The organism is Asinibacterium sp. OR53, assembly GCF_000515315.1.
In the GTDB taxonomy this organism is placed as follows: domain Bacteria; phylum Bacteroidota; class Bacteroidia; order Chitinophagales; family Chitinophagaceae; genus Sediminibacterium.
The window spans coordinates 3,543,106-3,557,554 of record NZ_KI911562.1 but is presented as its reverse complement, the minus strand read 5'-3'; the positions used below and the strand labels follow the sequence as shown (position 1 = coordinate 3,557,554).

9 protein-coding genes, 1 tRNA gene and 1 pseudogene are annotated in these 14,449 nt (G+C 46.0%); 6 read left to right on the top strand and 5 right to left on the bottom strand.

Annotation, left to right across the window (positions count from 1 at the left end; genetic code table 11):
• Window positions 1-47 precede the first annotated feature (47 nt).
• Window positions 48-704: a protein-L-isoaspartate(D-aspartate) O-methyltransferase gene (locus SEDOR53_RS0115840; protein ID WP_026770585.1), complete on the top strand. Its 657-nt coding sequence runs from the start codon at window positions 48-50 to the stop codon at window positions 702-704.
• 3 nt (window positions 705-707) lie between these two features.
• Here the strand turns inward: SEDOR53_RS0115840 and SEDOR53_RS0115835 are convergent, their stop codons facing one another.
• The 3 genes from SEDOR53_RS0115835 to SEDOR53_RS0115825 form a co-directional block, all read right to left on the bottom strand.
• A complete protein-coding gene (locus SEDOR53_RS0115835; RefSeq protein ID WP_037361465.1) occupies window positions 708-3,368 on the bottom strand; it encodes a TonB-dependent receptor domain-containing protein in 2,661 nt (886 codons plus the stop codon).
• 143 nt (window positions 3,369-3,511) lie between these two features.
• Complete coding sequence (locus SEDOR53_RS18325; RefSeq protein WP_051416702.1) at window positions 3,512-3,979, bottom strand: hypothetical protein; 468 nt, start codon at window positions 3,977-3,979, stop codon at window positions 3,512-3,514.
• Window positions 3,980-4,028: 49 nt separating this feature from the next.
• Window positions 4,029-4,102: transfer RNA gene (locus tag SEDOR53_RS0115825), tRNA-His, on the bottom strand.
• 178 nt (window positions 4,103-4,280) lie between these two features.
• On the opposite strand from SEDOR53_RS0115825, the gene SEDOR53_RS0115820 reads away from it, so the two are divergent.
• Together SEDOR53_RS0115820 and SEDOR53_RS0115815 are read left to right on the top strand one after the other, a co-directional pair.
• Window positions 4,281-6,419: a carboxy terminal-processing peptidase gene (locus SEDOR53_RS0115820; protein WP_051416701.1), complete on the top strand. Its 2,139-nt coding sequence runs from the start codon at window positions 4,281-4,283 to the stop codon at window positions 6,417-6,419.
• A gap of 9 nt (window positions 6,420-6,428) precedes the next feature.
• Window positions 6,429-6,935: a UpxY family transcription antiterminator gene (locus SEDOR53_RS0115815; protein ID WP_026770582.1), complete on the top strand. Its 507-nt coding sequence runs from the start codon at window positions 6,429-6,431 to the stop codon at window positions 6,933-6,935.
• A 4-nt stretch (window positions 6,936-6,939) separates the two neighbouring features.
• On the opposite strand, the gene mtaB is transcribed toward SEDOR53_RS0115815, so the two are convergent.
• Complete coding sequence (gene mtaB, locus SEDOR53_RS0115810; protein WP_026770581.1) at window positions 6,940-8,214, bottom strand: tRNA (N(6)-L-threonylcarbamoyladenosine(37)-C(2))-methylthiotransferase MtaB; 1,275 nt, start codon at window positions 8,212-8,214, stop codon at window positions 6,940-6,942.
• Between the two features lie 96 nt (window positions 8,215-8,310).
• Here mtaB and SEDOR53_RS18710 point away from each other — a divergent pair, with 96 nt between their 5' ends.
• The 3 genes from SEDOR53_RS18710 to SEDOR53_RS0115790 all read left to right on the top strand — a co-directional run bounded on the left by SEDOR53_RS18710 (window position 8,311) and on the right by SEDOR53_RS0115790 (window position 12,768).
• On the top strand, window positions 8,311-8,772 hold the full coding sequence (locus SEDOR53_RS18710) for a DUF4258 domain-containing protein (RefSeq protein ID WP_084220455.1): 462 nt from the start codon (window positions 8,311-8,313) through the stop codon (window positions 8,770-8,772).
• Window positions 8,773-8,836: 64 nt separating this feature from the next.
• On the top strand, window positions 8,837-12,082 hold the full coding sequence (locus SEDOR53_RS19350) for a DUF2723 domain-containing protein (protein WP_051416699.1): 3,246 nt from the start codon (window positions 8,837-8,839) through the stop codon (window positions 12,080-12,082).
• A gap of 314 nt (window positions 12,083-12,396) precedes the next feature.
• Entirely contained in the window at window positions 12,397-12,768 is a 372-nt protein-coding gene (locus SEDOR53_RS0115790) for a hypothetical protein (protein ID WP_157576859.1), read from the top strand.
• Between the two features lie 519 nt (window positions 12,769-13,287).
• Here SEDOR53_RS0115790 and SEDOR53_RS19165 read toward each other — a convergent pair.
• Window positions 13,288-14,354, bottom strand: a pseudogene (locus SEDOR53_RS19165) (IS3 family transposase); the annotation flags it as partial.
• Window positions 14,355-14,449 lie beyond the last annotated feature (95 nt).

Here is a 14,449-nt window from a genome sequence, read left to right as displayed (position 1 = left end):
TATATGCACCAGGCGCTTGGCTGGTTAACAGTATATTCGTGCCGTTTATGAGAAGTTACGAAGATACATATCAGCACAAGGGACTGCGGCGCCAGTTGGTAAACCTGTTGAAAGAAAAAGGCATCAGTGATGAAAGAGTACTGGATGCCATCAATGCCATCCCGCGGCATTTTTTCCTCGATTCCGCCTTCGATAAGATAGCTTATGAAGACCGCGCCTTTCCGATAGGAGAAGGACAAACCATTTCACAACCTTATACAGTTGCTTACCAAACGCAACTCCTGCAGGTAAAGAAATCAGATAAAGTACTGGAGATAGGAACCGGCAGTGCATACCAGGCCACCATCCTGGCAGAAATGGGCGCTTGGGTATTTACCATTGAACGGCAAAAAAAATTATACGAACTGCACAAGAAATATTACTTCCGCAACAAATACCCCAACCTGAAATTTTTCTATGGTGATGGTTTCGAGGGACTGCCCACTTTTGCGCCTTTCGATAAGATCATCATCACAGCTGCGGCGCCCTTCGTGCCCCCAAAACTGGTAGAACAACTGAAACCCGGCGGTATTATGGTATTGCCGGTAGACGAAGGCAACTCGCAACGCATGCTGCGCATCACCAAAACGGCAGAAGGCTCCCTCATAGAAGAAGCCTTCGACCAATTTTCTTTTGTTCCTATGTTAACAGGAAGGAACGGCTGATGATTATTGCTGCATCATATCCATTCCACCACCCTGGTCTGCCTTGGTGTTTTTACGCTTGAACAAGGTGGCATCGAATTTACCGAAACGGTAACTGAAGTTCAGGCGCAGTACCTGCGGGTCTCTTCTCCTTTCAGCAGTCTGGTCAAACAGTGTACTCACAGAATAAGACTTGAATACCTGCGTGCGGAAAATATCGTTCATGCTAAGTGTAAGTGAACCGCTTTGTCCGTTCTTCCAGTTCCAATCTTTGCGGATAGCCAGGTCGAAACCATAACGGGGCAGGTAATAACCTTGCGCGGTACCCTGCGGTCCACCGAACATAGGTCCGCCGCCGCCGCGTCCACCACCACCAGAGCTGGGAGGCAATACGGTCTTGGCCTGGTAATCGCCGCTGAACTGTACCGAAATGGTCTTGGTCAATTTAAAATTGCTGTTCATTTTGGCAAACCAGCTCACGAGCGAATTGTCTAATGTCTGGCCCGGAACAGACGCATTGATCTTGGAATCGTACAGGTTGAATGCCAGTGTAAGATCCCACCATTTGGTCACCGGAATCTTATTGGTCAGTTCCACGCCGTAAGAATAACTGTTGTTGGCATTGATGAAAGTGCTGAAATACGCGCTGTCACCAGTCGGACTTAACGCATTCTTATCCCTGTATACATACCGGGTAATGAGGTCGGTAGAATATTTGAAGAATACGGTAGCCAGGAAATTCGCGCCACGTTTGTAAGCATTGTTATAAGACACTTCAAAAGAATGGGTGAACTCTGGTTTCAGTCCCGCGTTACCAATGTTGATGTTCTGCGGATCAGAATAATCCGGGAAAGGCATCAACTGGAAGAAGTTAGGACGGTTTACCCTGCGTGAATAGTTGATCTGGAAATCCTGCTTATCGTCGTATTTGTAGGTGATGAAGGCACTGGGGAACAGGCTCAGCGGGTACTTCACTTTAAACTGCGATGAATCGGCGCCGCTTGCATTCAGCAGGGTCCCGGTATAGTTGGAACTTTCTGCCCGCAATCCCAATTGATAGCTCCATTTTTTTATTTTGAAACTATACGTAGTATACGCTGCATACACCTGGTCGTTGAACTTGTAGTGGTTGCTGATCGCAGGGATGAGCATGTACTGGTTGGTATTGGGGTTGAAGATGTACTGGTTGCTGGAGTTGCCAAAATCGCGGATGGCCGCGCGGGCGCCTGCTTCCAGTTTGCTGTCTTCTGAAATGGGATTTTCGTAATCAGATTGTATCGTATAGAAACGATTATAACCATCACCCAAGGTTTGCTGCAATAGTGCACGCCCTTTTACAGAATTATCGGGATTAAAAGTCTGTGTGCTTGTGAGTGAATGGTTGTCGTTGGTACTGGAGTTGTAGTTGAAATCGGTAGTAAAGTTTTCACCGTTCTTGGCAAAATTGTGCTTATAGCCTAATTGCGTACCCACATTGGTGAACGAGAACTGGCTATTGCTGGCAATATTGCTGTAAGAAGAGAAAGCGCCTTTGATGGTAGAGTCAACTTTCTGGAAATTGTCGTTGTCGAATGAACCATGTACATAATTGGCGCCAACAGAAATGGTATTGCGGTTGTCGGCAAAATAATCGACCCCGCCCCGTAAAAACCGGAACGATCCCAGGTTGGTACCGTCATTCTCGTTGTGTACCGAACTTGGTATGGTAAGGAAATTATCACGGTCGGTAGTTCCGGTACCGATCGATTTGCGTTGGTTATAATTGGCATTCAGCGAAACATTGAATTTGTTCTGGCGCAGGTTGATGTCGCCCCCTCCATTGATCTTACCCCTTGAGTCGATGCCGGCCCGCACACCTCCATTATAACCTGTTTTTTTATTTTTCTTCAACACAATATTGAGGATACCTGCATTACCACCCGATGCATCGAATTTAGCGGAAGGGTTGGTAATAAGCTCCACTTTATCGATGATGTCTGCCGGAATCTGGTCCAGGGTAAGGGTAGTGGGCCTACCCTCGATGAACAGCGTAGGGGTGGCATTACGCATGGTTACGTTGCCGTCGATATCCACATTCAGCGAAGGAATGCTTTTCATCACCTCGGTAGCTGTTTGACCCGAACTCACCAGGTTCTTATCTACGTTGAATATTTTACGGTCGATACCCAGCTCGAACTGCTGTTTGGCGGTAGCCGTTACCGTAACATTTCCCAGGTCGGTAGCATCCTGTACAAGCTTGATATTGCCCAGGTCTTTGTCTACCATACCCAGCATCTGTTGCATGCCTCCGCCGGACTGCATACCGCCGCCCGGGGAGGGCATTTTGATGTCAAAACTTACTGGTTTTTCTAATGCTTTATACCCGATGGCCCCAATTTTCAGTTTGAATTTCCCCATCACCGGCAGGTTTTCGAAACTGAAATTGCCGTTGGGTTTGGTAATCATGGTACCTAGGGCCACTTCTTTCATTTTATGGGTGGAAGTATCGAACTTATTGCCCATGAGCTGGATGGTTACGGATTCGATCCCTTTATTGGTGGTATTATCCACCACTTTACCGTACAGGTGGCCGATATTGGCGCCGCCTCCCATGCCGCCGCCCTGGCGTGCACCGCCTCCGGGGAACTGGGCCTCGGCCGAAAGCCCTGAAATCAATACAAATAATAGAATAAAAACCTTTCTCATGATGATCTTTTATAGTGAAATACACTGCAAAATTGCGCAGCCGCTATCCCTGACCGCGGCTTCATTATATAAGCGGTCATTAGGCAATCCTGAATGGGTGAGTTCTGGGTGAAGGCTGGAATAAAAGGGCTGAACATCGGTGATCAGCGCCAAAAGAGTAGTAAACCGGCCTGTACCAACCCTACTGCGAAGCCAAATACCCCGGCCATTATCCGGGCTTTGCGCAAGGGCTTTCGGAGCTGTACCGCCAGTATCTTTTTGAGGTCCAGTTCACGCTCGAGCTTATCCAGGTACTGCGATAGCATATCGGGGAAAAGGGTCTGGATCTCGGCAATGAAGATACCCTTCAACTGCTGGATGGTCTTTTCACCGATGAACATGCTGATCATGGGCATTTCGGCGGACAGTTTCTCGCGCAGAAAATGGTCGATATGGGCCTCTACCAGGGGCATGATCTGCTGCACATTATCGGGGTGGGTAATTTTTCGCCTGATCTCATCGAACGAAAACAAAGACTTGCCGGAGCGGAAAAGCAGCCGAACGCCCATCCATACGGTAAACCATCCGATAAAAGCCGAAATAAAGGGGATCAGGATCAAAGTGTAATGCATCTTACTAAAATTTAAAAACCTATAAGGACGATCCTTATAGGTTTTAGCGGGAGAACGATGGGTCTCGAACCCACGGCCTTCAGTGCCACAAACTGACGCTCTAACCAACTGAGCTACGCTCTCCGTTTATTGGGTTTGCAAAAGTAAGGTAAAACCGCTTTAGTCAATACCAGGGAATGGGCTTTTTTTTACCCGCCAGCTTGCAAACCTTTGTTAATTGGGTTGTACGGATATAAGGTACGGCCTTTTTCAGCTATTTTTGGTACCTATCTTGCAGCAAATGCCAAAATTTATACGATTTATGAAGAGTAGAAAAGGGTTGTTGATACTGGCTGTGGCCTTATTCGGAGGTTTATTTTTTGCATTCAGAAATAAGTGGCTGGGTGGAACCGATGTATCGGCCGCACAGCGCCAGCAATTATTATCAACGGTTGGATATTTATTGGAAAAGCAACACTATAGTCCCAAAGATATCAACGATGCATTCTCTAAACAGGTGTTCCAGAAATACCTGGAAGATCTGGATCCCGATAAAACAATGTTCCTGAAAGCCGATCTCGATTCATTGAAAAAATATGAATTGCGCATCGATGATGAAATACATGGAGCACCCATAGAATTTGAACCCGCGGTAAGCGCGATTTATGATAAGCGCATTGAACAGGTAGTATCCCTTTATAAGGAGATACTTTCCAAACCGTTTGATTTCAACACCAACGAAACCGTGGTGTTGGATGCAGACAAGTTGCAGTATGCCGCTTCAGAAGCCGAGCGGAAAGACAGGCTGCGCAAACAGTTGAAATTTCATACGCTGGAGCGTTATGCAGATCTGCTGGACCTGCGTGAAAAGAACAAAGGACAAAAAAATTTCGTGGTGAAATCAGATGCCGAGCTTGAAAAAGAAGCGCGTAGTAAGATACTCAAGTACATGGATAAACGTTACGACAGGCTCCGGGCAACATTTACGGAGAACCAGCGTTTTTCGGCGTTTATCAATGCTATTACCGGACTGATGGATCCGCATACGGATTATATGCCGCCTACTGAAAAGCGTTCTTTCGATGAGCAGATGAGCGGACGTTTTTATGGTATTGGCGCGCAACTGGGTCAGGACGATTACGGCATCAAGATCGTGAGCATCCAGACCGGTGGCGCCGCGTGGAAGTCGGGAGAAATAGCGGTGAATGATGTGATCATCAAAGTAGCGCAGGGTAGTGCAGAGCCGGTAGATGTTACCGGTTATGAAACCACAGATGCGGTGAAGTTAATCCGCGGAAACAAAGGAACGGAAGTAAGGCTGACACTGAAAAAAACAGATGGTACCGTTAAAGTGGTATCTATGATACGGGATGAGATTGTGCTCGATGAAACTTATGTACGCAGCGCAGTGATCGGAGAGGGAAAAGATAAAATAGGCTATATCTACCTGCCCGATTTCTATGCCGATTTTGAAAAAGAAAATGGCCCGCGTTGCTCAGAAGATGTAGCGCGTGAAGTAAACAAACTGAAAGCAGAGAATGTGAAAGGCATTATCATAGATGTGCGCAGCAATGGCGGCGGTTATCTCTATGAAGTGGTGCAGATGGTGGGACTGTTCGTAAACCAGGGCCCGGTAGTACAGGTGCGTGAAAGAGATGGCCGTTCATCTGTATTGAGCGACAAGCAACAGGGTGCTATTTACGATGGACCGCTGGCGGTGATGGTAAACGAGCTCAGCGCTTCGGCCAGTGAAATATTTGCTGCGGCCATACAGGATTATAAGCGGGGTATCATCATAGGAAGTTCTTCTACTTATGGTAAAGGAACCGTGCAAAAGCCAATTCCTTTTGGCAATCGCATAGACCCTTACAGTGGCCGCACAGAATTGGGTGCGATGAAACTCACTTTCCAGAAATTTTACCGTGTCAATGGCGGATCTACGCAACTGAAAGGCGTAACACCCGATGTGATCCTGCCCGATACATACGAGTACCTGAAGATCAGGGAAAAAGACAATCCTGCTGCATTGCCCTGGGATGAGATCCCCAAAGCCGCTTACCAGTTATGGAAAGGCGACCTGCCTTATGTATCGGTGATTCACCATGAGAACGACCGTATCAAACAAAATGCATCGCTCACATTGCTGAACAGTAACCTGCTCTGGCTTTCTAAAGTAACCGATGAACCAGCCAGCCTCAACCTGGAAAAATATCGCCAGTTGCAAAAACAAATACGTACAACGGTTACGCAGAACAACACCCTGTTGAAACCAAGTGTTGATATGGTGGTAAGTGCTTTGCAGGATGATAAGGCGAAGTTTTACAACAATGCTGATACGGCAAAAGGACTGCGCTATCAAGACTGGCTCAAATCGCTTAAATCCGATATGTACATCAGTGAAAGCGTGAAGACAGTGATGGAAGTAGCCCGCGCACAACAGGCGCATGTGGTGGTCAAATAAATAAGCATTATGACAGAGCAGAGCAAAAAATGGTTTGCCCTTTATACTAAGCCACGCTGGGAAAAAAAAATCGATGCACTGTTGTTGAAAAAGGGCATCGAAAGCTGGTGCCCTTTACAGAAGGTAGAACGGCAGTGGAGCGACCGTAAAAAAGTGATTGAAGACCCGCTTTTCAAATCCTATGTCTTTGTTCGGATAGCTGATACCGAAAGAACAAAAGTGCTCGCTACAGACGGTATCCTGAATTTTGTTTATTACCTGGGCCGGCCGGCCGTGATCCGTGATGAAGAAGTAGCTACCATCAAAAAATACCTTGCAGAAAAAGATGCCAGCATCTCTGTATTATCCGAACAGGGGTTCATGGATGAAATGAAGATCAAAGTGAACTACGGCGTATTCATGGGCAATGAAGGAACCGTGATCAGGGGTGGAAAGAAAAAAGTGTTTGTGAAGCTGCAAAGCCTGGGGCAGGTGATGGTGGTGGAGTTTCCGGCGGAATACCTGTCTGTGGTATAAATTTTTACCGGAGTTCCCAGTCAATGATCTGATTCGCCCATTCTCCGCGATAAGGCGTGCTCACACGGATATAGTTATCGGTATAGCCTTCCATCATACCATGCTTGTCAAATCCTTCAAATAATACTTTACGTGTTTGTCCACTTTGCTGCTGCGTAAAATATTGCAGCTTCATATAAGATAAGTTTCGCAAAGTTTTATTTCTTTCATTGCGAACGGGTATGGGAACCACCGGCTGTATTTCCAGTGCTTTGGTATGATCGCGTTCAGAGTAGGTAAATACGTGCAGGTACGATACATCCAGTTCGTGCAGGAAATCAAAAGTTTCCTGGAAATGTTTATCTGTTTCTCCCGGGAATCCCACAATTACATCCACTCCAATGGCACAATGCGGCATCAACGTTTTAATAAGGCCAACGCGTTCGGCATAGAGTTCCCTGCGATAGCGCCTGCGCATTAATCCCAATATTTCATTACTGCCGCTTTGCAGGGGAATATGAAAATGCGGCATGAATTTATTGCTGTTGGCCACGAAGACAATGATATCGTTGGTGAGCAGGTTGGGTTCGATGGATGAGATACGGTAACGCTCAATACCGGCCACTTTATCGAGTTTCTGTACAAGACTGAAGAAATCTTCTTCATGCCTGCCGCCATCGGGGCCCTTGCCAAAATCGCCGAGGTTCACACCCGTAAGTACGATCTCTTTAACGCCATCGGCTGCCAGTTGGGTAGCATGTTTTACCACGTTGGCAATACTGTCACTCCGGCTCTTGCCCCTTGCCATTGGAATGGTACAAAAGGAACAGGTATAATCACATCCATCCTGTACTTTCAGGAAAGTGCGGGTTCTGTCGTTCTGGGAAAAAGAAGCATTGAAACCACTCACTTCTTCAATGTCGCAACTGCATACTTTGGCATCGTTGCCTTTGGCCAGTTCATTGATGTGTTGGGCGATGTTGAATTTTTCTGCGGCGCCCAATACCAGGTCAACCCCCGGAATAGAAGCGATCTCTTTTGGTTTGAGCTGGGCATAGCAGCCGGTGATCACCACAAAACTCTCGGGCGACTTGCGCTGGATGCGGCGTACCAGTTGGCGGCACTCTTTATCGGCATTGTCGGTAACGGAACAGGTATTGATCACATACACGTCGGCCAGGTCGTCAAATTCCTTTTTCTCGAAACCTTCACTTTCCATTAGCCGGGAAAGGGTGGAGGTCTCGGAAAAGTTCAATTTACAACCCAAAGTGTGAAAGGCTACCGAACGCTTCTTTTCCATAGAGGGCGCAAAGATAAGCCATATAAGAATTATGGGGGTTGAGGGCCTGTTTTATGACTAAAATGTGTTTAATTCGCCTCACTAATCCTGTATAATATGAACTCCCGGAGAACAGTCCCTCTTTTATTGGCCATTATACTGATCGGATTCCTGCTTTCGAATCGCCATTGCAATAAACATACGCCTGTAGTGCCGGCCAGTCCGCCCGCGGCAACAGCTCCTTCACCCAGCGAGCCAACAGGTACAACGATCCAGGATGAAGGGTTGAACCGGAACCCTTCCCGCATGCACTATACCAGGCATGTTCGCTGTAGAATGGGTTGCCGGCATATAGATGAGGCAGAGATTTTACAAATACTCAAAAACGGAACCATCAACTACCGGAAAAGCGAACTGGAAGGTGAGCCCTGCCGGCATAAATATGCGGTGGAAGGTAATACCAGCGACAACCAGCGTTTGCGCGTGATATTCGCCCCCTGCGGGGATGAGATGACCGTGGTTACCTGCATCGACCTCGATAGGGAATGGCCCTGCGATTGCCCCGGTGATCATCATTGACATTTTCAATTTTATTTACAATTATTGGGCTATGTTTGTCCGTCTTTTAAAATAGAAAACCAGTATGCAGTTTAAGAGAATTAACAACATGGTGGGATGGGTAGTCTGTGCCATCGCCTGCGCCGTGTATATTTTAACCGCAGAAGCAGGAGGCAGCTTCTGGGATTGCGGTGAATTTGTGAGCAGTTGTTTCAAGGTGCAGATACCGCACCCACCCGGGGCGCCTTTGTTTGTGATATTGGGCCGCCTGTTCATCATCCTTTTTGGTAATAACCCCATGGGGGCTGCCAAAGCGGTGAACATAATGAACGCGCTGGCCAGTGGTTTTACCATCCTGTTCCTTTTCTGGACCATCACGCATTTTGCGCGTCGCATCATGAATGTGAAGACCAGTGATGTGATCACCGGCTCGCAGGCCTGGGCCATCATGGGTGCCGGTATGGTAGGCGCTTTTGCATACACTTTTACCGATTCGTTCTGGTACAGTGCGGTGGAAGGCGAGGTATATGCTTTGTCGTCTTTCTTTACAGCTATTGTGTTTTGGGCCATCCTCAAATGGGAGAACCATGCCGATGAGCCCGGCGCCGATCGCTGGATCGTTTTTATCTGTTACATGATGGGATTGTCTATCGGCGTTCACCTGTTGAACCTGCTTACGATCCCCGCCATTGTAATGGTGTATTATTTCCGCAGAAGACCTTCTTTCAACTATAAATTGATTCGCACCTGGTTCATCAGGTTATCCCTGATTGGCGGTGTGTTGGCTTTCATCCTGGCTTTGATTGCTGCCAATGGCGAAGCGAGTGAAGAGCGTGGTATTGGTATGGATGGAACGATGGCAGGATTGGTTGTGCTGGGCGTTGGTGCGGCCATCGGACTCCTGCTGCTGGCAGAGCGATATAAAAAAGACAAGAAAGAATACTATGGAGGTATCTATATCTTTTTTGTATTGGGATGTGTGATCACCGGCCTGGTGCAGGTAGGGGTGATCCAGTATTCCGTTAAAATGGCCGGCACATTCGACCGCTGGTTCGTGAACGGTATGGGATTGCCTTTCTTCTACGGTTTCGCTTTCTTTTTCATTCTCCTCGCAGTGGTGCTCTGGTATGGATTCCGGTTCGCTGCTAAAAAAGGCTGGACTTACCTGCGCCTTGGATTATGGTGTTTGTCTTTCATGCTCATGGGATATAGTACGTATGTAACCACCATGATCCGCAGTAATGCCGATCCGGCCATTGATATGTACAATGTAGACAATCCCATCAGCCTGGTAGGTTACCTGGGTCGTGACCAGTATGGAGATTTTCCATTGGTATACGGACAGAAATTCACTGCCGATCTGAAGGACGTGAAGAATACCGGCATGCGTTATGAAAAAGCGAGGAACAAGTATATTGAAGTAGGTCCGGATAAAAAATACGTTTACGCACCCGAAGACAAAATGGTGTTTCCCCGCGTATGGGATGCGAGCAATGAACAGAACCATGCCGATTATTATGCAGCTTTCCTGGGCATCGGCAGGATGAAAGACGGTTCTTATGAGCGGCCGCCGAACCAGGTAGACAATGTGAAGTTCTTCATTGGCTACCAATCGTACTGGATGTATTTCCGCTATTTCATGTGGAATTTTGCGGGCAAACAAAATGATAATCAGGGATTGTTCACCGGCAATGTAAGGGATGGTAACTGGATTACCGGTATTCCTTTTGTTGACAGGATATTCTATGGCGATCAGAGCGCCATGCCCGATAGCCTCAAGAATAATAAATCGAACAACAAACTGTTCGCATTACCATTGATACTTGGCTTGATAGGCTTGTTCTATCATTTCAAAAAGCGTGGCGATGATGCGGTGACGAATTTCTTGATGTTTTTCTTCACCGGCTTTGCCATTGTAATTTATTTGAACCAGGCAGGCTTCCAGCCACGTGAGCGTGACTATGCTTATGTGGGCAGCTTCTATGCTTTTGCAGTATGGGTAGGATTGGGTGTATTGAAAGTGCGCGACTGGCTGAGCAAAGCGGCATCACAAGCTACCGCTTCGATCCTGGCCACCCTTATCTGTTTGCTGGCAGTACCGGTAGTGATGGCACAGCAGGAGTGGGACGACCACGACCGTAGCCAGAAACAATTAGCGCGCGACCTGGCCAAAGATTATCTCGAAAGCTGCGCACCCAATGCCATCCTCTTTACATTCGGCGATAACGATACTTACCCGCTGTGGTACGCACAGGAAGTGGAAGGTATCCGACCCGATATACGCGTGATCAACTATAGCCTGTTGGGTATCGACTGGTACATCAATCAACTGCGTTATAAAGTGAACCAGAGCAATCCTATCGATGTAGTATGGACGCCTGAACAGATAGAAGGTGATAAACGGAATTATATCCTCTATCGCCCCAAACCCGGCATCCCCGAAGATCGTTTTTATGATCTGTATGATATGATGAAGAATTATGTCGGTAACGATGACCCTGCGAAGATGGAAGACAGAGGAGGTGGAGAAAGCGTTAATACCTATCCTGTAAAGAAAATGTCGGTAGCGGTAAACAGGGACTATGTGCTGAAGAATGCAACCGTTAACGCAACGGACAGTGTAGTGTCTGAAATGCGTTTTGAAATACCCAAAAATGCGTTGATGAAGAACGACCTGGCAGTACTGAATGTGATCGCTGCCAACAAATGGAACAGGCCAATTTATTTCACCCAGCCATCGGTAGAGCTTGGATTCGACCAGTATCTCCGCCGCGACGGACTCAGCTTCAGGCTGGTGCCTGTGATAGGCAGCCGTGTGAATACAGATTGGATGTTGGATAAGGCCCTGCATAAATTCGCTTTCGGCAATGCGCAGATCAAAGGCGTGTATTATGATGAAGAGAATCGCAGGCACCTGAATACCATCCGTACGGCTTATGCGGAGCTGGGCAATGATCTCGCCAACAAAGGGCGCAAGGAAGATGCGCGTAAAGTGCTGAACCTGGCCGATAAGATGATGGACCCTGCCAATTTCGATTATGGCATGACCAGCAGGGGCAATATGCACAACCGCAATTCGCTGTTGTTCCTGGAATCCTGTTATCTCGCCGGCGATTCGGCCTTGGCGCAGAAAGTATCTGCTTCGGTGAAAAAAGACCTGCAACAGCAACTCCGTTATTATAATTCACTCAGTGGTACCATGGCAGATAACCTGGCTGATGAAAGGAGGTTTGCTGATAATTACCTGCAGGCATTGCAGCAGATGCAGGCGATGTACAATCCTGCTTCAACACTGAAGGGGTTAACGCCTGCGGACAGCAGTAAAAAATAAGATCAACTTATATCACGATACGAGCAGCCGGACTTTAGTCCGGCTGTTTTTTCATGTGTCAATTGGATGGAAAAGAGGAAGTGGTCGCATTTTGCGACCACTTGCATGCAGTTGATTTGCAGTTAACAATGAAAACTGTCTCTAAATTTAGATAACTTTCTGTCCAGATTTTGCTGAAGATTTACAGTTGGTGAAATGTTTGCGCCTTTATGGTATGGAGTCAATTTAATGACGATAATAACGACAGGTAAAAGTATAAGTGAATACATACAAGAGAGTGTGGATTTCGATACAAAAAATAAGAAACCATGATTATGAATTTTTATAATAATATTTTTGCATCTACATATAGATGCTATGATAGGTATGAAAAATCGCCAAAACTTAAAGCAGCTTCTTTTACGTTCATGTGTATGTTTGGAACATTAGCTTTAATATTAGTAATGGTAAGAAACTTATTATCTATTGATCTTTCAAGGCTGCATAATAACGCTGAATTCAAACTTTCTTTTTTTTTAATTGGTATTGGCCTCCTAGTACTTGTTTGGAAATACTATTCAGAGGATAAAGTTGACCTTGTTCTAAAAAAATTTGAAGAAAACCCAATTTGGAAAAGAAGGTTATGGGGTTATATTAGTGTAATATTTTTTATTCTGCAATGGAGTGTGTTTATTTATCTCTTATGAACGTAGATCTTAGGGAACCTCGCCGATGCTTTTCTTGCTGCAAAAGAAGCGTATGAAAATCCAACAGCTGGAAATATTACTAAAGCTGCGCTTAAAACAGGATTACTTTTTGTAAAGACAAATCCAATTGTAGAATCTTTTATTGTAGCTGCGGATTTAAGTGGGTTAACTAATGCGCTTTTTAAATGGCAAATTTAATATATGAAGACAGTAAAATTTGTGGCATATTTATTTTATCGGTATTACTCGACAGGTCCGTTAAGCGATATACCATATTTTAGCACACTTTGTGCTTTGGTTATGATGTTTGGCTGACCTCCCTCCGGATTTCGGGCATCCCTAAGTTGGAGAATTCAGACTGTTTGAAGGATAAAAAAACTCTTTATGAAGGTATGTATTTTCCGGTGAAGCCGACAGATTTTCTGTAGCTGCAAAATACATCCCTTCATGAAGAGGAACCTTGGGTACGTTTTTTTCCTTTCGCTCTTTTGATTGTTTTATCAGTTGTTCATCTACTACTTCAGCAGGCGTCTTACCATTTAAAGAACTGTGCGGTCGATAGTGATTATATTCCGCTACCCAACCACTTATTTTCTCATAAGCATCCTCCAGAGATAGGAACCAGTGCGTATTTAAGCATTCATCGCGGAATGATCCGTTAAAGGACTCGATGAATGGATTGTCAGTGGGCTTTCCAGGTCGGGAATAATCCAAAGTGACTTTGTTTTCATATGCCCATTTATCCAGATCCTTACTGATAAACTCACTTCCGTTATCCACCTGGATTCTTTCCGGAACGAGTTGATTTTGTTTTTTCAGCGCTTCCATTACTTCCACGACGTCTGTTCCTTTTAACGACTTTCCCACTCGTATCGCCTGACAAAAGCGACTAAAATTATCCACTACAGTTAAGCATCGGAACCGGTTGCCATTAAAGAGATTATCTGAAACGAAATCCATGCTCCAACATTGGTTTAAACTATTGTTTTCCACTCGTTCCAGCCGATGGGCGGCTGCTTTGTTGCGCCTGGGGCGCTTACTTCTTAAATTCAATCCTTCTTCCTTGTAAATCCGGTACACGCGGTTAGCGCCGTCCTTCCATCCTTCTCTTCTAAGAACCATAAAAATCCGCCATAGACCATATCGGACACGAACAGCTGCAATCTCTTTAATCCTTTGTCTCAATGGACCATCAGGCCTTCTATGCGCTTTATAATACCAACCCGAGCGATGCATGCATACCACTTTGCAGGCACGTTGAACAGACACACGATATTGATCACGCAGTCGCTGAACACATACTTTAAGCTGTCGCAGCTTCAGGGATTTTTTTTTAACACGTCCTGAAGCATCTGCTTATCCAGGGTCAGGTCTGCCACTATCTGCTTTAAGCGGTAGTTCTCTTCTTCCAACTGGCGCAGCCGCCGAAGTTCAGACACCCCAAGACCACTATACTTTTTCTTCCAGTTGTAAAAGGTCGCTTCTGAAATGCCCATCTTACGACAAACCTCATCCACTCGTGTGCCAGTATCGGCTTGCTTGAGCGCGAAGGCAATTTGCTGCTCGGTAAATTTTGTCTTTTTCATGGCCGTATTGCTTTTAAAAGTTACACAATTTTGGCCCGATTCTCTACTTTATATATGCCCGGTTTTTTGGGGAGAGGTCATGGCCTTCATTTATT

Excerpts from the sequence above, each read along its gene's own strand:
- SEDOR53_RS0115840 (WP_026770585.1), top strand. The coding sequence starts at position 48 with ATGAGAAGTTACGAAGATACATATCAGCACAAGGGACTGCGGCGCCAG.
- SEDOR53_RS0115835 (WP_037361465.1), bottom strand. The coding sequence starts at position 3,368 with ATGAGAAAGGTTTTTATTCTATTATTTGTATTGATTTCAGGGCTTTCG.
- SEDOR53_RS18325 (WP_051416702.1), bottom strand. The coding sequence starts at position 3,979 with ATGCATTACACTTTGATCCTGATCCCCTTTATTTCGGCTTTTATCGGA.
- SEDOR53_RS0115820 (WP_051416701.1), top strand. The coding sequence starts at position 4,281 with ATGAAGAGTAGAAAAGGGTTGTTGATACTGGCTGTGGCCTTATTCGGA.
- SEDOR53_RS0115815 (WP_026770582.1), top strand. The coding sequence starts at position 6,429 with ATGACAGAGCAGAGCAAAAAATGGTTTGCCCTTTATACTAAGCCACGC.
- mtaB (WP_026770581.1), bottom strand. The coding sequence starts at position 8,214 with ATGGAAAAGAAGCGTTCGGTAGCCTTTCACACTTTGGGTTGTAAATTG.
- SEDOR53_RS18710 (WP_084220455.1), top strand. The coding sequence starts at position 8,311 with ATGAACTCCCGGAGAACAGTCCCTCTTTTATTGGCCATTATACTGATC.
- SEDOR53_RS19350 (WP_051416699.1), top strand. The coding sequence starts at position 8,837 with ATGCAGTTTAAGAGAATTAACAACATGGTGGGATGGGTAGTCTGTGCC.
- SEDOR53_RS0115790 (WP_157576859.1), top strand. The coding sequence starts at position 12,397 with ATGAATTTTTATAATAATATTTTTGCATCTACATATAGATGCTATGAT.